This window comes from Paenibacillus solani (assembly GCF_050475945.1).
Taxonomy (GTDB): domain Bacteria; phylum Bacillota; class Bacilli; order Paenibacillales; family Paenibacillaceae; genus Paenibacillus_AQ; species Paenibacillus_AQ solani_A.
Genome location: NZ_JBCMXJ010000016.1, coordinates 662383 through 682660, shown reverse-complemented (window position 1 = coordinate 682660; position 20278 = coordinate 662383). Strand labels below are relative to the sequence as shown.

The window sequence follows — 20278 nt, the reverse complement described above, 5'->3', positions numbered from 1 at the left end:
CATGCAACAAACATTCAAAATTATTGACGAAGATGGAATCCACGCACGCCCGGCAACAGCATTGGTAAATACAGCTAATAAGTTTCAAGACACCAATTCTTTCGCTGAAGCCAACGGTAAAAAAGTAACACTTAAATCGATTTTGGGTGTTCTGTCTCTTGGACTGGAACAAGGCGATACTCTTACATTGATCACAGAAGGCGGCAATGAAAGCGACGCATTAACAGCACTGCAAGAAGTGATGGTGAACGAAGGGTTAGGCGAGATTCATGAATAATCTGAAGGGAATTGCAGCATCCGCGGGTATCGCGATCGCTCGGGTCTTTACGCTGGTGCATCCTGATTATTCTGTTACTGAGAAAAAAGTGACGGATACCGAAGCGGAAGTGATGAAGCTGGATGGAGCCCTGGCTCAGTCCCAAACTGAGCTGGAAGCAATCAAAGAGCGCACGCTTCAGGAACTTGGTGAGAAGAAGGCTGAGATTTTCGAATCTCACCTTCTCATCCTGAACGATCCCGAGTTGATCGAACCGGTCAAAGCCAAAATTATTTCCGATAAGGTCAATGCCGAGTATGCACTTAATGAAACGGCAACGCAATTCATTCAAATGTTTGAGAATATGAAAAGTGCATATTTGCAGGAGCGGGCTGCGGATATGCGTGATGTAACCAAACGTATTCTAAAGCATTTGCTGGGCTTAAATTATGTTAGCCCTTCGGAGATCAGTGAAGAAGTAATCGTGGTTGCTGAGGATTTGACTCCTTCGGATACGGCACAGTTAAACCGCAACTATGTTAAGGGATTTACGACCAATATTGGCGGACGTACATCTCATTCTGCCATCATGGCCCGTTCCCTTGAAATACCTGCTGTGGTTGGGACGAAAAACGTACTCTCTACAGTCCAAAACGGAGATATGATCATCGTTGATGGATTGGAAGGAGACGTCATCATTAATCCCACGGAAGCGATTATTGAACAATATCGTGCCAAGCAGGACGCGTACGCTAAACAGGTCGAAGAGTGGAAGAAACTACGCTCTGAGCCAACGGTATCCAAGGACGGAGTCCATGTGGAACTGGCAGCCAACATCGGTACCCCGAATGACGTAGCTGGTGTCATGGAGAATGGTGGGGAAGCCGTTGGACTGTACCGTACAGAATTCCTGTACATGGGCAGAGACAAACTTCCTTCGGAAGAAATCCAGTACGTCGCGTATAAATCGGTATTGGAGAAAATGGAAGGCAAGCCAGTAGTAGTCCGTACGCTTGATATCGGAGGAGACAAGGAGCTTCCTTATCTGGATCTGCCGAAGGAAATGAATCCGTTTCTCGGATTCCGCGCTGTAAGGCTATGTCTGGAGCGTCAAGATATTTTCAGAACACAGCTGCGTGCATTGCTTCGCGCAAGTGCTCACGGCAATCTGCGCATTATGTTTCCAATGATCGCCACACTCAGTGAGTTCCGGGAAGCCAAGGCACTCCTCGAGGAAGAGAAGGCGAAGTTAATTAGCGAAGGTATACCAGTCTCTGAGGAAATTCAGCTTGGGATTATGGTGGAAATTCCGTCTACCGCTGTATTGGCAGATCAATTCGCTAAAGAGGTTGATTTTTTCAGCATTGGAACCAATGACCTGATTCAATACACGATGGCTGCTGACCGCATGAATGAGCGGGTGGCTTATCTGTACCAACCTTACAATCCGGCTATTCTTCGTTTGGTCAAAATGGTCATTGACGCTGCTCATCGTGAAGGACGCTGGGTTGGCATGTGTGGTGAAATGGCCGGGGACTCAACAGCGATTCCAATTCTGCTTGGATTGGGACTGGATGAGTTCAGCATGAGCGCGACCTCCATTCTTCCGGCTCGCAGCCAGATCGGTAAGCTGTCCCGCAGTGACATGCAGGCACTTGCAGCCAAAGCGCTAGAGATGGGATCGGCAGAGGAAGTTGTGGCTTTGGTTGAGTCAATAGAGACTGCAGCCGAGTAAAGCCGAACACCTTTTGAACCATCTTTGGGATATGTGAAAAGTACCCCTTTTGGAGACTTCACCAATCCTTTTCCAAGATGGTTATAACATTCAAAACATCTGTCCCTATGGGGCAGATGTTTTTTTGTTAAAAGAAAGACACCCGGCATATTTGCTAGTATAATAGCCTAAATAAATAATAAATTTGCTTGTAACCCAGACCAAATAAGGGCTTTTAGCATACTATGGTATATGAAAGCGTTCTAAATACATGTGCTAGAGGTCTGTCTTATGATTCAGGCGCCCATACTAGGAAGTAAATCTACTATAAGTGACGGTGATGATGAGTATGGACATGATCAAGAGCTGCACAAGCATCAGGCTGGGAGCAATCTACCGGAGAGAAGGAACACACTTTCAGGTATGGGCTCCAGAAGCGTTGAATTTGAAATTGGCTTTGTATGAATGTGCAGGAGAGTATAATGAGCAGGGCTTTGTGACCGATCATGAGGGGGGGACCCTGTATTCAATGGATCGGAATGATGAGGGAGTATGGTCGGTAGTAGTTAGCGGGGACCTTCACGGCACCTATTATATGTATAGAATCGAGTCAACGAACGGAGCTGTTTGTTACGCCGTAGACCCCTATGCCACAGCTGTGTCTGCCAATGGCTGCCGCGGGGCGGTCGTTGATTTGGCAAAGAGCAATCCACCGGGCTGGGAGCAAGATACGAGACCCAAGCTGCTGAAGCCCACGGATTCAGTACTTTATGAGCTCCATGTGCGTGATTTTTCAATTCATAGCGATTCGGGAATGAAATATAGAGGAAAATACAAGGCTTTTACTGAGAGCGGCCTGCGGGATTCCGAAGGGAATGCTATCGGGGTGGATCATCTTGTAGAATTGGGCGTAACCCATGTGCATTTGCTGCCGATTTTTGATTTTCGAACGGTCAATGAATTGGATGGATATGAAACAGGTTCTCTGAACCGTGAATACAACTGGGGCTACGATCCGCAGAATTATAATGTACCTGAAGGTTCATATTCTACAGATCCTATGGATCCTATCGTGCGTATCCGTGAACTCAAGGAGATGATCCTGTCCCTGCATGCACGAGGAATCCGGGTTGTCATGGATGTGGTATACAATCACACGTACACGGTCGACGACGGTCCGTTTGAACGGTTAGCGCCTGGATATTTCTATCGCAAGGATGTTAACGGAAATCTGTCGAACGGTTCGGGCGTAGGTAACGAGCTGGCTACGGAGAAGCTGATGGTGCGCAAGTACATCAAGGATTCTCTAAAATATTGGGCCGAGGAATATCATATCGACGGGTTTCGGTTTGATCTGATGGCTCTGATCGACAGAACAACGATGAAAGAAATCGTTAGCGAGCTGCGAAGAGAGGTGGATAGCTCTTTGCTGTTTTACGGGGAACCTTGGACGGGAGGTATGAGCCCACTGGTCGACCAAACGGTGAAAGGAAGTCAAAAAGGTCAAGGTTTTGCTGTATTTAATGATCATTTTCGTCATGCGATCAAGGGGGATAATGACGGACGCGGAAGAGGCTTTGCTACAGGGGAGCCTTGGTATGAAGCTGCCATTGTTGAAGGGATCATGGGATCGATTCATGATTTTGCGCTTGATGCAAGCGAGACGGTGAATTATGTCACGGTGCACGATAATTTGAATCTGTGGGATAAAATATTAGTGGCCTGTGGTATGGATGGTCAGGCGGGGCTGCTCAGTTTGTTGGATGGGAAGCTGGCTAGTGACAGTGATGTATGGCAGGCTGTTGCGGCCTCCAGACCATATGCTGATATTCCTGATGGCAAAGTGATGTCAGCAGTACCCGTACGGCGCAGCTTGCTGGCTAACGGCATTGTGCTGCTCGCCCAGGGGATTCCGTTGCTGCATGCGGGAGATGAGCTGCTTCGCACGAAATATGGCGATCATAACAGCTACCGTAGCGGGGATGCCATCAATGCCATTCGCTGGTCGAATAAGCAGCGCTTCCGCTGCATTTTCGACTATTACAAAGGTCTTATTGCTCTGCGTAAAGCTCAGCCGGCTTTTCGGATGACAAACCGAGAAGAGATCGAAGCTAATATGGAGGTACTGCGCAGCAGCGATCGGATGGTTGCCTATCGGCTATCGAATGATACAACACAAGACGATTGGGGCCAAATCATTGTTATCTTTAATGGGAATGAACATGAAATGGCACTTGATTTGCCGCCTACACCATACCGCTATAACGTTGTGGTGGATGATTGCAAAGCGGGTACGGAAACGATTAAGGTGCTGGATCAAGGGGCGGTAACTGTTCCAGGGCTGTCGATTATGGTGCTGCGGGAGGATCGGACTCATAAGAAGGAGGATCTCACTAAGATCGAAATCGATTATGAGAGACAGGACCAAGCTTATGATGGATGGAACGTATGGGTATGGGGAACGGGCGTACAGGATGGAAGCATACCGTTCTCCCTGACTGACAACGGCACAGGCCGGGCAGTTTTCTACGCTGCTTCTGGAATCAAGCGGGTTGGCTGCATTGTCAGGCTGAATGATTGGGAAGATCGGGAAGGCGAGCATGATTGGTATATCGATATTCCTCCAGATGAAAGAGAAGTTCAGTGTTCGCTGAGAAGCGCCTCTGACGATGAGTTCCCTAAAGAGCAGCAGGATGTAGCAAGTTAAATATGATGTAAAAAAATGAGGAGCCTTCCTTTCCATGCTGAAAGGGGGCTCCAATTTATTATATTCAAAGGGGTTAGTATGTATTACCCTTAATCATTATTTATAAAACATCCTTCCCCAAAGATTAATTAGCAGGTAAATAGGGTAATAATGAGATAGACTTTGTTTGCGATAAAGGAGGATGTCACTCATGTCAAAAGGAAACACAGTTCAACTCCAAGCAAATGTTCGCGATGAATTTACCCGTGGTTCCCGCCGCGAGCTCCGCGAAAATGGCGGAATTCCAGGTGTTGTGTACGGTGCGGGTGAGGAAAGCATCCCGGTCGCTGTAAGTTTTAAGGATACCGCCAAGCTGTTCCATACGGGACGTTCGGAGGTATTCCAGTTAGACATTCCCGGCTCAGGTAAAGTGCCGGTGTTAATCAAGGATATTCAGAAAAGACGTGGACACGTGTCCCATATAGACTTCTTGCGCATCTCCATGAGCAAGCCGGTTCGTGTCACTATTCCAGTCGATTATCAGGGAACTGCTGCTGGTACCAAATCCGGTGGCATCTTGCAAACCCAAGTGACTGAGATCGAGGTAGAGGGTTTGCCAGGCGACCTTCCTTCCGTCCTGGAAGCGGATGTATCAGCTCTAGAGATTGGCGACAAGCTTACGGTTGCAGACATTAAAGTACCGAAAGGAATTACGCTGCACGCTTCGGAAGAAGAGATTATTGCAACTGTTATGGTGCCTCGTGCAGTTGAGGCGGCAGAGGCAGAGGATGGATCCGAAGCAGGAGAAGACAAGACGGAAGAGACAGCGGAAGAATCCTAATCATCCCGTTGAAAAGGCGTTTGCTGTACTGGTTAGTTCAGTACAGCAGACGCCTTTTCTAGGTATAAACATAAACACTATTTAGCTTTGCGGTCATGGATGCCTTTGTAACTCATCGGGGCTTCTCCGAAGTATTTGTTCCATATATTCAAATAGGTTCCGTCCTGCTGCATCGTGGCCAACGCATTATTCACAGCTGCCAAGAGATCCGGATTCCCTTTGACAAAGGCTGCGGAAATTTCAAATACCTGATTGGCTGATTCGGCGGTCGTGACCGGCATATCCGGAAAATGCTGTTTCAGATTGGTTACGGATAATTGGTCGGAAATGACCGCATCCAGTTCGCCTTTGACAAGCATATCGGCCGCGTCCGATATATATTGCACGGGAATGATCTGGGCATTATACTTTTTTGCCACATCTTGATAAATTCCAGTTGGATTCATACCAACGCGCTTTCCCTTAATATCGGGGAAGGTACGGATCGCAGCTTCACCTGAAGAATGCACTAGCAATACCGGTGTGGAGGATAAGTAAGCGACCGAGAAATCATAGAGAGCTCTCCGGTCTGGCCGGTCTTCTACTTGATTAAATACGGCATCGTATTTGCCTTCTGTCAGCCCTGGCAGCAGATTCTCCCACTTCGCTTCAACGAATTCTGCTTTTAATTCCATATGCCGGGCGACCTCTTCAGCAATCTCCACATCAAAACCCGTCAGAATTCCGCCTGTTCCCCGGTAACTGAAGGGAGGATAATCCCGTTCTGTCGCGATTCGCAGGGTTCCTCGTTTTACGGCATTTCGAAGCAGATCGCCCGTATTCACCCGATAGGGATCAACGCCCATATTCGGATTTGGCACCCGGTCATTGGTGTCTGGCGTGCAGCCGGCAAGCATAATTGAACCGATCAATGTGAATATACAGGTAATACCAATAAAGCGAGTTGGTGTAGTTCCACGCATGACTCTAAAACCATCCTTTCTTTATTCACGGTCCTTCGAGGCCCATTTCGTAAAGTTAGCATGTCCCAAAGGATGGTTCGTATATGCGTGTAAAGCCAGAACTCGTCAGGGGAGATCAGTTATGCACCCGGGGAGTCAAAATGACTCGCCTATGATTCTGAGAAGAGCTCAGGTTCATGCCGTTTGCCCTGGTTAGCGGGCCATCCATCCGCCGTCTACGCACAGCACATGGCCGTTAACGTAATCTGAAGCAGAGGACGCGAGAAATACGGCAGGACCACCGAGATCCGCTGGTTTACCCCAGCGGCCAGCCGGAATGCGGTCTGTAATAGCGGTCAAGCGCTCTTCATCCTGACGGATGGCAGCCGTGTTATCAGTTTCTATATACCCCGGGGCAATTCCGTTAACCTGGATGCCGCTGGCTGCCCACTCATTGGCCAAGGCCTTGGTCAAACCTGCAATACCATGCTTGCTCGCAGTGTAACCGGGTACATTAATTCCGCCTTGGTAGGACAGCATGGAGCATATATTAATGATTTTGCCGCTGCCGCGTTCTATCATATGTCTTCCGGCCAATTGAGACAGCAGAAAGACCGTATTAAGATTCAGATCGATCACATCGAGCCAATCCTGCTTGCTATGATCTTTAGCCGGCGTCCGCCGGATAATTCCTGCATTATTCACCAGAATATCGACCTGACCCGTCAACTCAAGCGCTTGATCAAAGGTCTGCTGTAGTTTACTGTGATCGCTTAGATCAACTTGTATTTCGGATGCTTTCTTGCCGAAACCCCTGATGGCTTCTACCGTTTCCGCACTGGTGTTCATGGACACAGCAACGACATCCGCGCCAGCTTGGGCCAGAGCTATTGCAATGGCTTGCCCAAGTCCGCGGGCAGACCCAGTGACGATAGCCGTTTTGCCTGATAAATCAAAACTGTTCATGCTCCGTTATTCTCCTCTCATAAGTTCGCTTAGTAGATGCAGTACGAAACGAGTCGGTTCATTTCAAGCTATAAGTCTGAGAGAGGCGATTACAGCATGGTAACGCCGGCTCCCTTGAATTTCTTTACTGTCTCTGGAGACAGTCCTGCATCGGTAATGATGCCGCTGATCTCCTGCAGGGAAGAAAATGTTCTTAAAGCCGTTTGACCGAATTTATGATGGTCAACGACAGCGTACACCTCCAGCGAGGTTTCGATTAATGCTCGTTTGAATGGGATCAAATCTCCGGTATAAATGGACAATCCATGATCCAGATGGATACCGGTAGCCGATACGAAGGCTTTCTGAATATTCAGTTGTTTTACATACGAGACGCCTTCAGGGCCCGCGAGCATGTTTCGCACACGGTAGCCCCCCGGAACGACAAGTCGAATCTGATTCTTGCTGGCCAGTTCACTGATGATATAGACATCGTTCGTGACGATGGTTAAAGGCATGTCTTCCAGTCTACGTGCGATCGCCAGCGTGGTGCTGCCCCCGTCAAGCGCAATGATGTCATCAGCTTGAATATGTTTCAGGGCTTTCAGCGCAATCTCGGTCTTTTCATCCTGATATTTGGCCAGCGGCTCTTTTGATGGCAGGATACCGAATTGATCGCTATGTGCTAGCATAGCTCCACCATGTACACGAACGATCAGGCCCTGCTCCTCCAGCTTGGTCAGATCCTCGCGGATTGTTTTACCGGTCACCTCAAGCTGCTGGCTTAAATCGGCGACCGTCACTTCTTTATGAGTAAGCAGATATTCCATTATTTTTTCATAACGTCGTAACGGGTTCATATGAATCTCAACTCTTCCGTGGGTTTATGGATAATCCCTTCTATTTTAAACCCTGCATGGACACGGGGTCCATATCATCGTAACGTTTATTGTCCCCAGCCATACCCCAGATAAAGGTGTAGTTACTCGTACCGACTCCGCTGTGGATCGACCAGCTCGGTGAGATTACGGCCTGTTCATTACGCATAACGATGTGGCGTGTTTCGTCAGGCTCACCCATTAGATGGAAGACAACAGCTTCTTCAGGCAAGTCAAAGTACAGATAGGCTTCCATACGTCTTGGGTGGGTATGGGCAGGCATTGTGTTCCACATATTTCCTTCCTTAAGCAAGGTCATACCCATAACAAGCTGGGCGCTATCAATCCCTTTTTGATGAATGAAACGGTAGATTACGCGATCATTGGAATTTTTGATATCGCCTAAAGCACTGGAATCAGCTTCTTCCAAGGTAGCTTTTGCTGTAGGGAATGATTGATGCGCCGGTGCCGAGTTCAAGTAGAACTTAGCTGGATTCGCTGGATCTGTACTTTCAAATAGGACCTCTTCAGCGCCCATGCCAACGTACAAACATTCTTTGTTATTCAGCACATGCTCCGTTCCGTCAACCCTTACAGTACCTTGTCCGCCAATATTGATAATGCCAAGCTCTCGGCGTTCCAGAAAGGAGGAAACACCTAGCTCCTTCAGATCGGTTTCCAGTTTGACCTGTTCTTTTACGGGAGCAGCACCGCCGATAATCATACGATCTTCATGTGTAAGGACAAGCTCCAGTTTATCAGGCGTAAATAGTACAGGAATATGGAATTCCTTACGGAGTCGCTCCGTATCGAAATGTTTTACTTCATTTGGGTGTGAGGCATAACGTCTTTCCATTTCTTTCAGCTCCCTGTTATTGTATTGGATAAATTATTGAGTTCATATAAGTACAAATTACTCCATTTACGTTCATATTACAAGAGGAGAATTGCAAAATGAACATTATTTTCAATCCGCAGCCTCTTTTTTTATGATTGAAACGGTGACAGAAAGGGAAGAATGAATCACAACCATGATTAGAAGAAGTAACCAATTTAGATAGGGAAGAGGTTCGATCTCTACAGTAAAAAAAGAGCTAAGTGAACAAGGTATAGGTAGGAGTTGGATAGCGATGAAAAGGATGACTGCCATCATCATAGCTGCCCTTGTCATGACCGGTTTTCGGAGTTCTGCTGATGTCCCCAATTATCCGTATCACTTGAATAGGGACCGGGTTACGTGGATGCAATCAGGGGATGAACTTGGCCGCTCCTGGATCAATATTGCCCATCGTGGAGCATCCGGTTATGCTCCTGAGAATACAATGGCTGCTTTTGAAAAAGCTTTTGAGATGGGAGCGGACATGCTCGAACTTGATGTTCAGTTGAGTAAAGATGGACAGGTCGTTGTTATTCATGATTCTACAGTTGAACGAATCACCAATGGGCAAGGAAAGGTCGGAGATTTAACTTTAGAGGAGCTGCGGAAGCTGGATGCAGGTTCGTGGTATCACACGGAATTCAAAGGGGAAGTCGTTCCCACATTGACAGAGGTGCTTGAGTATTATGGAGGACAGATCGGCTTGTTAATCGAAATAAAATCTCCGTCCCATCATCCGGGCATCGAGCAAAAGATCGCAGAGTGTTTAGAGAAGTCAATGGTGAGTTCGAATGGTTCAGGGAGTTACAAGGACATGGTGATTGTACAATCTGCGGATACTGATTCGCTCGTCCAGTTCCACAAACTGATGCCCGATATCCCTCTTGGCGTTGTTGTCACGAGCTCCAAGGAGATATCCATGCAGCATCTGCAGGATATGAAAGCTTACGCAGATTATGTGAGTGTGTCAATGCGGCTAATTACTAAAGGGCTGGTTCAAAAGATACATCAGTCTGAGATGAAAACGCTGGTCTGGACGGTTCGGGACATGCTGCAGATTCCTTACCTGCTTCAGATTGACGTAGATGGAGTTATTACGGATTATCCGGATCGGGTGCCTCTTTCTCATGGAAAGCACTAATAATTAGAGAGTATTGGGCGCAAGGTTCTAGTTCCCTTGCCAAAACAGAAAAGGGGCTTCCCATTAATAAGGAAAACCCCTTTCTGTTTATGTGCACATCCAAATAAATAGAAACGGTGTTACTCTTCCTTCACATCATATAGCATGCGGGCTAGCAGGTCCTGGCTGTAATTGCCGAAATGCTTGCCGTATATGGTTAAACCATGTTTGTTTATCGATTGCTCGTTTACGGGGATACGGAAGGTAATCTCACTTTTATAATCTAGCCCAATTTGGTCCAAACCAACATTCGAGATCCGGCTGCCATCGATAAAGCTGCCTTCTTTATTAATACGAATCAGCTTCAGCATGCCGTATTGGTTTAATTGGGGCGGCCACCATTCAGGGTTGAACGTACCACGTTTGTCTCCGAAATCTCCTGGACTCGTCCAGCTTCCAATTTCTATTCCCGTTGACGGAAAAGAAAATGTCAGATGGATAATTGTTACAATAACCAGGGGCCTCCGAGCCAAGTTCTAAAGAAAATTGGATTTCGCGGAATGCTTGATTGGATTTCAAGTAATTTGGAATGTGATATTCCAGGAAGCCCTCGGTAAGCCAAATGATCTCCGAATTAATTCGATCAGGATCGGCAAAATAACGAGGATCATCGAAATCGCCGATAATGTGATCTCTGGTTGCAAGGCCACATGTAGGGATAGCTTGGTAATTGCTGTAATGGCCTACCGGTATTTCTACCTCATAAAGATTATCATGATTTTTGCTTTGAAGATCGACCATGAAATTATCTTCGTTCAGGTAGCAGATCTTTTGAATACCGTGTTTTCCACCCGTTGTATGAATTTCGATCAGACCACTCTCTTCTAATTTCCTGATATGCATGGTGATGGCACCATTACTTAGATTCAGCCTGTTGGCGAGTTCATTCAGATTCAAACTTTGATTTTGGAGAGCAGTTCCAAAATCTGAATGCGTATCTCGGAACTCAATGCTTTGAAGATATTGAGCCCGCTCATTAGATCCTTAATATAGATCATATTAATTCAAACCTCTCTCCAATGGGGATAACCAATATAATGTATTTATTTCGTATAATCATAAATCAAACAGAGATAGAAGTGAAGAAATGCCAGAGTCTGAACTTGCGGTTGGCATTTCAAATCCATTATGATTATCGTGAGTGATCTGATGAATGAGGTGACGTTTCGTGCATCCTGTAACAAAGGCTCTATTATGGATAGGCGGCGCCTTGATCGTGATTGGGCTGCTGTGGCCTGTCATTGGCCGATTCGTTGGCCGGCTGCCGGGCGACATCGTCGTGGATAAACCCAATGTCAAAGCATATTTTCCGATCGTAACCTGCCTTGTCATCAGCGTGGTGGGCTCATTGATTCTGTTTCTGATCCAGCATTTTCGTAAATAGCTTCATACCAAACAGGCCGACTAGGGCAAATCCTTAGTCGGCCTGTTTATATGGAGGAGAGAAACTTATTTTTGTATGATAATAATTTCGGCATTCGGATCTAAACTTCTTACAATGGATTTAAGTCTGGGCATCTCCAGAATATGAACCCGGTAGACCAGAATTTCCGAACCGATGGAGTCACCTGTAAACGTAGTATCGTCTCCAGGCTCTGCAGCCCGGGATTCATACCCCATAATAGCTTTCATATTATGCCTAATGTCCGCTTCGTTCAAGGTACGAATCCGTACCTCTCGTCTGAGAGGAAGGCTTGAAGTAGTAATGCGTCCGGTCTCCAGTGCCGTCAGACATGCGATAGCAGAATACATTGCCCTTTCCCAGCCAAGCAGCAGTCCTGCCAGTGTCAGTATAAAAAGATTGATTGCGACCTGGATGTAGGGCAGCCTCAGTCTGGTCAACATATAAGACAGCGGCTGAGGTATTTTGGGCATCTGAAGTGTATCCAGGATAACGCCGTAGCGAAGGCCGATTCCGATACCGAGTCCAAGGAAAATACCACCAATTCCTGCGCTTCCGATCTTGCTGTCTATGAGAGCGGGAACCGGAAAGAACAGGATGGAGCAAATCGAGAAGCTGAGGAGTCCAACTGCCGCTATCCTAATTTTTCTCCTGACCGATTCACGGTAGGCAAGCAAAAGCAAAGGTAAATTTAAGGCAAACACAAACATGCCAGTATGAAGTCCTGTCAGATGCGAAGCGAGCGCGGAGATCCCGGTCACACCGCCTGCAATAATTCCGCCAGGGACAAGAAATAGATCCAAGCCGAAGGCTGCTATCAGGCCGCCGAGGGCAGCCATGACCAATCTTCTGCGGGTACTTGCATGTTTGGAGACCACATGTGTATGGTCCGCTGTGCTTAATGGAGCTGGAACCATGGCACTATCCCCCTTTTAACCGTTAACACTTTCGTCCTTTAGCTTCGGTTTAACCGGTTTCTTCTCCCGATGATCTTTAAATTTAAATACTTTATTTAATAAGTTATATACATGTTTAGACTCCTTAGTGAGGAGTGGCCCGAGTATCGCGAGTATCAGGACATACAAGGCTGCAAAAGGCTGAATGAAGGTCATAAGCCCTCCCGCTTTCCCCATATTAGCGAGAATGATGGAGAATTCACCACGGGATACAATTGTCAGACCGATGTTGGATGACGCTTTGGAAGATAATCCCGCACTGCGTCCTGCAAGCATCCCTGCAATAAAGTTACCGAGGAGCGTAATGATCACGGCGATAAGTGATAACCACACAGCCCCGCCTAGCTCGGATGGTACAATCGTTAAACCGAAGCTAAAGAAGAATATGGCCCCAAAGAAATCGCGGAAGGGTAAAATCAAATGCTCAATGCGCTCCCGATGCTCCGTCTCAGCCAAAACGAGACCGACAAGAAGGGCGCCGATTGCCTCGGCAACATGAATCGTTTCCGCGAAACCTGCCAGTAAAAACAGAGCGGCAAAGACAACCAAGGCGAATAATTCGTTGGAACGGATGTTTAATGCCCGGTTCAAGAGCGGAACGGCTTTCCGGCCAACAATAATGACAAGCAGCATGAATCCGAGGGCAATCACCGCAGATATCAAAACTCCGCCCAGAGATGATGATCCACTCAATACGAGGCCTGACAGAATAGAGATATATACAGCCAGGAAAACATCCTCGAACATGATAATACCGAGAATCATTTCAGTTTCGGGATTCGCGGTTCTTTTCAGGTCAACCAGCACCTTAGCAACAATAGCGCTTGACGAGATTGTGGTTATTCCTGCGACAATCAGTGTTTCGGCTAGGGGAAATCCAGCAAATATACCAATCATCAGTCCAAGCGTAAAGTTAATCGCTATATAGATACTGCCCCCGACAATGATGGACTTGCCTGATTTGATTAATCTTCCGACAGAGAATTCCAAGCCGAGATAGAATAGAAGGAATAGTACGCCGATCCGGCCCATAAAGTCGATGAGCGGTGCACTTTCTATAAAACGAAAATCGAATGTTCCAAAGTGAAAAGCATGAGGACCAACCGCCATCCCCACCAAAATATAGAAAGGGACGACGGAAAAGCGGAGTTTAGCTGATAGCAGCCCCGCAATGGCGATCAGAGCAATCGCCAATCCAACTTCTAAAACCAAATGATCCATCCATCAACCACGTCCGTTCATCAAGATTTGTTTAAAGAGCCGCTGCTGCTGACGTTCACCGACAACGACAAGTGTCGAATCCGGTGTTATCATAACGTCTGGTCCGGGGTTGATATGTTTACTGTTTTTATCGACTCTCGCAATGATGGTTGCACCTGAGGCTTGACGTACGTCCAGATCACCTATCGATTTACCTGCCCCATAATATTGAGGTTCGATACGATACCACTCAATAATCAATTCGTCCAAAGCCATATCAATTGTTTCAAGCGCCTTGGGTTTATAGGTTAGACCGCCAACGATTGCGGCAATTTGACGAGCCTCGTCATCATCCAGGGAAATCATCGAGATGCTTTCATCGGGATCGTCATGCTCATAATGGTACATTTCCCGACGGCCATCATCATGAATGATGATGACAAGTTTGTCGCCTCCCCGGGTATCAATCATGAATTTTTTACCGATTCCGGGCAAATCCGTTTCGCGTACATGCACAGTTAACCCCTCCTAAATAACACTTAATTTACAGTTTCGTAGATCGGTCAGACAACTTACAAAAAAATACACACAGTCAAATAAATCAGCCTTTGTGGATGATTTTTAAACAGTCTTTAATAACCCCAAGCAATGATAATGAACAAGGGATATCGGATTTATTTTAAAACTTCCAAAAAATGGGCGATTTAAAGATACCGCAGTCCGTATGACTGCGAAATTGGAAAGGGAATGGTCTCAAACGAATTTTGAGGTGAATTTAATGGGGAATAATAATAAAAGCCGGAGTCGAAGCGGGATTATCGACCGATAGGGCAGACGTGACTTGAGCGTCTGCTGCAGAAGGGCGGCCGACATCATTAAGAACAACAAGGGCAAAGAATTGCCGGTTGCCTTAACTTTGGTAACCATTTGGGAATGCTTCAGAACAGTCGCTTTTAGTAGCAGGCCGTCTTTATACGCTGGCCGCTCATCTAAAGTCTCATTGCTATAATACTCCTGGAAGGGAATGTGGATAGCCAGAGCCGTAACCAACATGAGTACCAGCATTCCTGTGATTCTTGCTGTTTTTAATAAACGCTGCACGGCTTCTGCCCCCTTCGTCCTAAGCTCTTTTTCATCATAACACAAAAATAATCGTTCTCATAACGAGAACGATAAATTATTTTTGAACACTTTTGTAGATCGATTGTGATCGATTTAATAGATGAAGTGAGTGTTCCGCTATTTTATTTTTTACGAAGTTTATTATTGTTCTCCGCTTTAGGTTTTGAATGCGCTTTGTCTTCTTCTCCCAATAGCCCAAGGACAAGGTCATCAAGCTTGTCTGTTGCAGCTTGATCCGGGTGGTCGGGTTCCGGGATAGGGTCCACGCCTGGGAAGCGACCGTCTAGTATGGGTTTCTTATTGCTCATGAGGCATCCTTCCTTTCTGGCAATAGATTGCCACAAAACGATTGGTTATATGTAACGAATAAACATGGGGAGAGGAACTGAAACAATGCACCTTATCACCTGGAAACCATTTTCTTTTTATATAATGCAAATCTTTATAGCAATCTGCTATATAAGAATATGCTAGAATATAGAGAGGAAAATGATGCCAGGGGGTTTTTGTCGTGAAGAAAAAAATGATATGCTGCACCATCGCTTTATTGCTTATATCCAGTTCGGTTGTTTCTGCCCATCCTGGAAGAACGGATGCCAGAGGAGGACATACCTGTCGCACCAATTGCGAACGCTGGGGGCTCTCTTACGGCGAGTATCATTATCATAACGGGGGGAGTTCATCAGGCAGCAAGTCGTCTGCATCCACTCCTAAATCCTCTCAAAAGAGCAAGGCGAAAGCGACTGCCCCCAAGCCTGCGGCTCCGGCTTATACGAAATCCGGCCTTAGTGTATACGTTAACGGTAGCAAAGTGAAGTTTGACAGTGAGCCGTTGGTTTATAACAACATCAATTTGGTACCGCTGCGTGAAATTGCAGAAGGAATGGGAGCTCAAGTTACGTGGAATCGTGACGCTGGCAGTATTGGTGTCCAAAGAGGCAATCATAAAATGACTCTTACGATTGGAAGCAAAACCGTTTATTATAATGGCAAGTCGGAAACTGTTACGGTTGCCCCGAAAGTGATCAATGGCGTGACATATGTCCCCATCCAGGTATTTGCAAGAGGTCTTGGTGCTGGCATAAATTATTCGGATTATGATAAAACGCTAAAAATTTCATTCGAAGGATAACAACATTACGTTTTTATCTAATTTAGGGAGAGGGGCATTTGCTTGAGTTTCTTTGATAAATTTAAGGCTGGCGTATCTGACGCTGGGAATAAAGCCAAAACGCTGGTCGAGATTAATCGGTTAAAACTGCAAAATAGCGGAAAGAAAAACGATATTGATGAACAGCTACTGGAAATCGGGAAGGTTGTATTCGCTGCAACCGAAGCAGGAAATTGGCCGCCGGATCAGGAAAGTATTCAAGATTACGTTGCCAGGATTCATCAGTTGAAATTTGAAATTGAACAAAACCTGCTTCATATTGCTAATCTTACTGATGAGAAGGTTTGCAGAAGCTGTGGGAACAGTTCGGCAATCAATGCTAAATTCTGTGCCTCTTGCGGCCGGACTTTCGAAATCATACAAGTACAGTCTGATGAGGAGCAGCGCGAAGAAATCCCTCTCTTGGAGGATGGCCAGGACCAAGTCAAACCGAAGTAATAAGATGGTTTTCTAGCTTGAACATAGATTTAAAGAGCGGCTGAGGACAGCGGTTGTGCTATACGTTCAGAGGTGACCGAATAAGATGGCGGGATGAAGGTCTGTATAATGAAGCCGTACCCTGGTTCGAAATAACCAGGGGCGGTTTTTTCTCTGTTCTATGTGAAGGAAGCAGCACTTTGTTACAGAATGTTAATAAAGACTCTTATTCATAATATAATCGTTTTATGGAAGGATTTCTTACTAGCTGATGGGAGTGGGGACATATGCCATTGAACAAGTCCTGGAATGATGAGTTTTTTCAACAAAGGCATCGAAAGAGATCAAGGCTGCTTAAAGGTAAAGTTCTATTCCTTCCTGTATGCGCTTTCTTGCTGTTCCTAACTGCTGGGTGTAATGGACCCGGCCGCATAGCAAATGACCCGCTAAAGAAACCGTCAGAGAGTAATTCGATCAACATCGTCATATCCGGCTTGGGGATGCCCTTCCCGGAAGGCATGGACGAGAACGACAATCCGTATTTGAACTATATCGAGGAGCAAACAGGGCTTGAGATCGGAGTTCAATTACCGCCAACTGAGGTTTATAACGAGAAAATGGATGTGATTATGTCTTCAGGCAACTTACCTGACATGCTCCATACGTATGAGCCGGTGTGGTTCGACAAGTATGTCAAGCAGAAGGCGTTTATGCCGCTGGACGAGTTGATTGATGAATATGGTCCTCATCTTAAAGAGAAAATTCCGGCAGAGGTGTGGGATCGGGTCCGATATGGAGGTAAAATCTATGCGGTTCCGAGTTTGAACGAAGTAACTGGCGCAGAGTTAATGTATGGCCGAAAGGATTGGCTTGATCGACTTGGTTTAGAACCGCCCGAAACGTTGGAGGAATATTACGAAGTCATTCGCGCCTTCACATTGGATGATCCGGACGGTAACGGCTTGCCAGATACGATCGGGCTTACCTTGACATCAAATCTTGGACGGTCATCTCCCTTCTTTGGTGCTTTCGGTACACAGCGAAATACGTGGTTTGAACGGGATGGACAACTGGTCAACGGCAGCATTCTGCCTGAGACGAAGGAGACCTTGGCGTTCTTTGCCAAGTTGTATCAAGAGAACCTGCTGGATCGGGAGTTTCCGCTGAACCTGCAAAATAATATATTTGAAAAAATAGAAAACGGCCAGGTGGGGCTATTCTCTGCCGCGTGGTACGACACGAGAGGACCAATCGCGGCCAATATGAGCAAGGATCCGGAGGCGGAATGGATTCCCCTTCCTTATCCTACAGGACCAAAAGGATTCAAAGGGGTGGAAGGGAAGAACATTATCCGCGGTTACAATGTCATTCCCGCCGAATCGGAGAAAGCTGCCCAAGTGATTAAATTTCTGGATTTCATTGCTAGCGATTATAAAACACTGAAGCTTGGTTTTGAGAACGAAATCTGGCGCTGGGAGAATGGAGCCATCGTGACTGACTTTGCTCTTCACGACAAGCATTTATATCGTGGAATATATCAGTCTCTGGTTGATGTGCCGGATCAACAACTATTTAAGCAGCGGCTGGACTCATTAGGCGATTTTAATCTGTATAACAATTTACAGTTGATTCATTCACATATAATTCCCGATGCATTCTACGGAGTACCCACACCGGCGATGACGAAATACAACAAGAAGCTCAAGAATTTGGAAGATGTGTTTACGAAGATCATCATGGGTCTTGAACCTCTGGATGCTTTCGATGATTATGTGAGGACTTGGAAGGAAGAAGGAGGAGATGAAATCACGAAGGAAGTGAATGAGTGGTATTCCAAACAATAATGGTGAATGCCATGAGAGGGGGGAGCTGAATGCTAGCGGTGATTCGCTGGATTCGGGATCGCTTTTCACAACATATTCAAACTCGCTTAACGGGTTATTTTCTATTGATCTTGCTCCCGCTTGTCATCATCAGCTTGTTTGCGGTGGAAAGGTCCAGAGACATTCTTTACGAACAGGCCGTCGAGAGAACCAAGTTGGCATTATCATCAGCGATGAATCAATTTGATCTGGCCCTGCAAAACGTAGAGGAAATCTCAACATTGATTGCTGGTGATCTAGGAATAAATGAATTGCTTAATAAAAATAATGTTAATTTTTCACCCCAGTCAATCGTCGACTTCTCTGATATTTTGGAGAAGTTATCAAATTACGTATCCGTTAACCGGTTCTTCGTATCCCATATTTCGGTATACCATCAGGCATCGAATATGTTTATATCCACCCACTATGGCGGAAAAAAGCTGACGAGCGAGACGCAGCAGGAATGGCTTGTCGAGGCTGCCCGGCGGAATGGAACAGGGGTCTCCTACGTCATGTCGGACTCCCCCGTAGCAGAAGGCATTACCTTTGGCCAGATGACGAATACGGATAGCATCTCTCTGATTCGGGCCATGGATCTGTCCAACAGTGAACGGCAGTCGAACCTGCTGATGGTTTCATTTAATAAAAGCAGGCTGCTAAATATTGTTAAGACACTGCTGCCCTCCAAGAATAGCCGGATAACGTTGCTGAATGAAAAAGGCGAAGTGGTAGTGGAGACTGGAAAAGTGTATGAGGAGCACATGTCCGACAAGGATATGACCGTAGCGATTGACTCGGATTATTCAGCATGGCGCCTCGCGTTGGTTCAGCCCAAAAGTGAGCTGTACAAAGAGACAGACCAGCTTCGCTTATTCACGGTTGCTATTATCGGACTAAGCATCCTGTTGGCTGTCATTATTTCATGGGTGGTTTACAGTGGAATTGCCTCACCAGTACTGAAATTGTCACGCGGGATGAAGAGGCTCAGCAGCGGGGAGTTGAATATCCATGTTGATACAAAGCGGAAGGACGAGTTCGGTTTTCTCATCCAGTCGTTTAACAAGATGGCGGTTGTCCAGAAGCATCTGATTGAAGATCATTACGAACAACAGCTGCGATTAACGACAACGGAGCTGAAGTTTCTGCAATCACAGATCAACCCGCATTTTCTGTACAATACGCTCGATTCCATCTATTGGACAGCCAAAAACTACGATGCCGATGAAATCAGCGAGATGGTGATGAATCTCTCGAAGTTTTTCCGGTTGAGTCTTAACAAGGGCAGGCAGGTCTTTACTATTGAAGAAAGCATTGCTCATCTGCATTACTATATACGGATACAACAGCTCCGTTTTATGGATAGTTTCACGGTGGAGTATCAGATTTCGGACGAGAGCAAAGGAGTTCCGCTGTTGAAGCTCCTGCTTCAACCATTAGTCGAGAACGCTATTATTCATGGTATGGAAGGCAAGTCTTCAGGAGGAAATCTGATCATTTCCAGCCGAATTGATAGAGGACAAACCGTGATTATCAGCGTACAGGACAATGGTCCAGGAATTGAGGAGGAACGTTTAAGTTATATCCAGCATGAGCTGGATATGTTGAGCTCCCGCAATATGCCCGCATCCACCCAAGATGAGGAGCATGTCAAGGATCTGTTTGGGCTTCGAAATGTGCTGGGCCGAATGAAGTTGTATTATGGAAATGAAGCTCATTTGACACTGCACAGCGTAGCAGGTGAGGGCACAACAGTAACCATATCCATTCCGCTGGATCGCTGCAGGGAAGTGAATCTGGTCTAGTGACTTCGATCGTTTGAAGAAGGGG

General features: G+C 46.3%; 19 protein-coding genes and 1 pseudogene. 10 read left to right on the top strand and 10 right to left on the bottom strand.

Going from position 1 to position 20278, the window contains the following annotated elements; genetic code table 11:
• The first annotated feature begins 1 nt into the window (after position 1).
• The 4 genes from ABEQ74_RS21810 to ABEQ74_RS21795 all read left to right on the top strand — a co-directional run bounded on the left by ABEQ74_RS21810 (position 2) and on the right by ABEQ74_RS21795 (position 5497).
• Complete coding sequence (locus tag ABEQ74_RS21810) at positions 2-277, top strand: HPr family phosphocarrier protein (protein ID WP_053489237.1); 276 nt, start codon at positions 2-4, stop codon at positions 275-277.
• Positions 270-1991: a phosphoenolpyruvate--protein phosphotransferase gene (gene ptsP / locus ABEQ74_RS21805; protein ID WP_430124223.1), complete on the top strand. Its 1722-nt coding sequence runs from the start codon at positions 270-272 to the stop codon at positions 1989-1991. The genes ABEQ74_RS21810 and ptsP overlap by 8 nt, the downstream gene beginning before the upstream one ends.
• 328 nt (positions 1992-2319) lie before the next feature.
• Complete coding sequence (pulA, locus tag ABEQ74_RS21800; RefSeq protein ID WP_430124222.1) at positions 2320-4677, top strand: type I pullulanase; 2358 nt, start codon at positions 2320-2322, stop codon at positions 4675-4677.
• A 190-nt stretch (positions 4678-4867) separates the two neighbouring features.
• Positions 4868-5497, top strand: a complete 630-nt coding sequence (locus tag ABEQ74_RS21795) for a 50S ribosomal protein L25 (RefSeq protein WP_430124221.1) — start codon at positions 4868-4870, stop codon at positions 5495-5497.
• 77 nt (positions 5498-5574) lie between these two features.
• Here ABEQ74_RS21795 and ABEQ74_RS21790 read toward each other — a convergent pair whose 3' ends face one another.
• The 4 genes from ABEQ74_RS21790 to kduI all read right to left on the bottom strand — a co-directional run bounded on the left by ABEQ74_RS21790 (position 5575) and on the right by kduI (position 9117).
• The gene (locus tag ABEQ74_RS21790) at positions 5575-6459 is read right to left on the bottom strand and encodes a transporter substrate-binding domain-containing protein (RefSeq protein ID WP_430124220.1); all 885 of its coding nucleotides are present in this window, start codon (positions 6457-6459) and stop codon (positions 5575-5577) included.
• A 192-nt stretch (positions 6460-6651) separates the two neighbouring features.
• Positions 6652-7404: a 2-dehydro-3-deoxy-D-gluconate 5-dehydrogenase KduD gene (gene kduD / locus ABEQ74_RS21785; protein WP_430124219.1), complete on the bottom strand. Its 753-nt coding sequence runs from the start codon at positions 7402-7404 to the stop codon at positions 6652-6654.
• Between the two features lie 89 nt (positions 7405-7493).
• The gene (locus tag ABEQ74_RS21780; RefSeq protein WP_430124218.1) at positions 7494-8243 is read right to left on the bottom strand and encodes a DeoR/GlpR family DNA-binding transcription regulator; all 750 of its coding nucleotides are present in this window, start codon (positions 8241-8243) and stop codon (positions 7494-7496) included.
• A 40-nt stretch (positions 8244-8283) separates the two neighbouring features.
• Complete coding sequence (gene kduI, locus ABEQ74_RS21775; RefSeq protein ID WP_430124217.1) at positions 8284-9117, bottom strand: 5-dehydro-4-deoxy-D-glucuronate isomerase; 834 nt, start codon at positions 9115-9117, stop codon at positions 8284-8286.
• A gap of 274 nt (positions 9118-9391) precedes the next feature.
• Between kduI and ABEQ74_RS21770 the strand changes: the two genes are divergently transcribed.
• Positions 9392-10279 carry a glycerophosphodiester phosphodiesterase gene (locus ABEQ74_RS21770; protein WP_430124216.1) on the top strand — a complete coding sequence of 296 codons (888 nt, stop codon included), beginning with the start codon at positions 9392-9394 and terminating at the stop codon, positions 10277-10279.
• Between the two features lie 119 nt (positions 10280-10398).
• Here the strand turns inward: ABEQ74_RS21770 and ABEQ74_RS21765 are convergent.
• Positions 10399-11316 (bottom strand): annotated as a pseudogene (locus tag ABEQ74_RS21765) (ArsR/SmtB family transcription factor).
• Positions 11317-11486: 170 nt separating this feature from the next.
• On the opposite strand from ABEQ74_RS21765, the gene ABEQ74_RS21760 reads away from it, so the two are divergent.
• The gene (locus tag ABEQ74_RS21760; RefSeq protein ID WP_430124215.1) at positions 11487-11702 is read left to right on the top strand and encodes a DUF2905 domain-containing protein; all 216 of its coding nucleotides are present in this window, start codon (positions 11487-11489) and stop codon (positions 11700-11702) included.
• A 65-nt stretch (positions 11703-11767) separates the two neighbouring features.
• Here ABEQ74_RS21760 and ABEQ74_RS21755 read toward each other — a convergent pair whose 3' ends face one another.
• The 5 genes from ABEQ74_RS21755 to ABEQ74_RS21735 form a co-directional block, all read right to left on the bottom strand.
• Positions 11768-12637 carry a YitT family protein gene (locus tag ABEQ74_RS21755; RefSeq protein WP_430124214.1) on the bottom strand — a complete coding sequence of 290 codons (870 nt, stop codon included), beginning with the start codon at positions 12635-12637 and terminating at the stop codon, positions 11768-11770.
• Between the two features lie 15 nt (positions 12638-12652).
• Positions 12653-13897, bottom strand: a complete 1245-nt coding sequence (locus ABEQ74_RS21750) for a cation:proton antiporter (protein WP_430124213.1) — start codon at positions 13895-13897, stop codon at positions 12653-12655.
• Between the two features lie 3 nt (positions 13898-13900).
• Complete coding sequence (locus ABEQ74_RS21745; RefSeq protein ID WP_053489224.1) at positions 13901-14392, bottom strand: cation:proton antiporter regulatory subunit; 492 nt, start codon at positions 14390-14392, stop codon at positions 13901-13903.
• A gap of 237 nt (positions 14393-14629) precedes the next feature.
• Positions 14630-14977 (bottom strand): hypothetical protein, encoded by a 348-nt coding sequence (locus tag ABEQ74_RS21740; protein ID WP_430124212.1) that lies wholly within the window; start codon positions 14975-14977, stop codon positions 14630-14632.
• A gap of 143 nt (positions 14978-15120) precedes the next feature.
• Entirely contained in the window at positions 15121-15306 is a 186-nt protein-coding gene (locus ABEQ74_RS21735; RefSeq protein WP_430124211.1) for a hypothetical protein, read from the bottom strand.
• A 203-nt stretch (positions 15307-15509) separates the two neighbouring features.
• On the opposite strand from ABEQ74_RS21735, the gene ABEQ74_RS21730 reads away from it, so the two are divergent.
• The 4 genes from ABEQ74_RS21730 (at position 15510) to ABEQ74_RS21715 (ending at position 20253) form a co-directional block, all read left to right on the top strand.
• Positions 15510-16130, top strand: a complete 621-nt coding sequence (locus ABEQ74_RS21730; RefSeq protein WP_430124210.1) for a copper amine oxidase N-terminal domain-containing protein — start codon at positions 15510-15512, stop codon at positions 16128-16130.
• Between the two features lie 42 nt (positions 16131-16172).
• Positions 16173-16607, top strand: coding sequence for a zinc ribbon domain-containing protein (locus ABEQ74_RS21725; RefSeq protein ID WP_430124209.1), 435 nt, complete (start codon positions 16173-16175; stop codon positions 16605-16607).
• Positions 16608-16873: 266 nt separating this feature from the next.
• Positions 16874-18430 carry an extracellular solute-binding protein gene (locus ABEQ74_RS21720; RefSeq protein WP_430124208.1) on the top strand — a complete coding sequence of 519 codons (1557 nt, stop codon included), beginning with the start codon at positions 16874-16876 and terminating at the stop codon, positions 18428-18430.
• A gap of 29 nt (positions 18431-18459) precedes the next feature.
• Positions 18460-20253, top strand: a complete 1794-nt coding sequence (locus ABEQ74_RS21715) for a sensor histidine kinase (protein ID WP_430124207.1) — start codon at positions 18460-18462, stop codon at positions 20251-20253.
• The last annotated feature ends 25 nt before the right edge of the window (positions 20254-20278 follow it).

Coding starts and splice junctions, on each gene's coding strand:
- ABEQ74_RS21720 (WP_430124208.1), top strand. CDS start 16,874: ATGCCATTGAACAAGTCCTGGAATGATGAGTTTTTTCAACAAAGGCAT.
- ABEQ74_RS21750 (WP_430124213.1), bottom strand. CDS start 13,897: ATGGATCATTTGGTTTTAGAAGTTGGATTGGCGATTGCTCTGATCGCC.
- ABEQ74_RS21790 (WP_430124220.1), bottom strand. CDS start 6,459: ATGCGTGGAACTACACCAACTCGCTTTATTGGTATTACCTGTATATTC.
- ABEQ74_RS21735 (WP_430124211.1), bottom strand. CDS start 15,306: ATGAGCAATAAGAAACCCATACTAGACGGTCGCTTCCCAGGCGTGGAC.
- ABEQ74_RS21810 (WP_053489237.1), top strand. CDS start 2: ATGCAACAAACATTCAAAATTATTGACGAAGATGGAATCCACGCACGC.
- ABEQ74_RS21795 (WP_430124221.1), top strand. CDS start 4,868: ATGTCAAAAGGAAACACAGTTCAACTCCAAGCAAATGTTCGCGATGAA.
- pulA (WP_430124222.1), top strand. CDS start 2,320: ATGGACATGATCAAGAGCTGCACAAGCATCAGGCTGGGAGCAATCTAC.
- kduD (WP_430124219.1), bottom strand. CDS start 7,404: ATGAACAGTTTTGATTTATCAGGCAAAACGGCTATCGTCACTGGGTCT.
- ABEQ74_RS21770 (WP_430124216.1), top strand. CDS start 9,392: ATGAAAAGGATGACTGCCATCATCATAGCTGCCCTTGTCATGACCGGT.
- kduI (WP_430124217.1), bottom strand. CDS start 9,117: ATGGAAAGACGTTATGCCTCACACCCAAATGAAGTAAAACATTTCGAT.
- ABEQ74_RS21715 (WP_430124207.1), top strand. CDS start 18,460: ATGCTAGCGGTGATTCGCTGGATTCGGGATCGCTTTTCACAACATATT.
- ABEQ74_RS21755 (WP_430124214.1), bottom strand. CDS start 12,637: ATGGTTCCAGCTCCATTAAGCACAGCGGACCATACACATGTGGTCTCC.
- ptsP (WP_430124223.1), top strand. CDS start 270: ATGAATAATCTGAAGGGAATTGCAGCATCCGCGGGTATCGCGATCGCT.
- ABEQ74_RS21780 (WP_430124218.1), bottom strand. CDS start 8,243: ATGAACCCGTTACGACGTTATGAAAAAATAATGGAATATCTGCTTACT.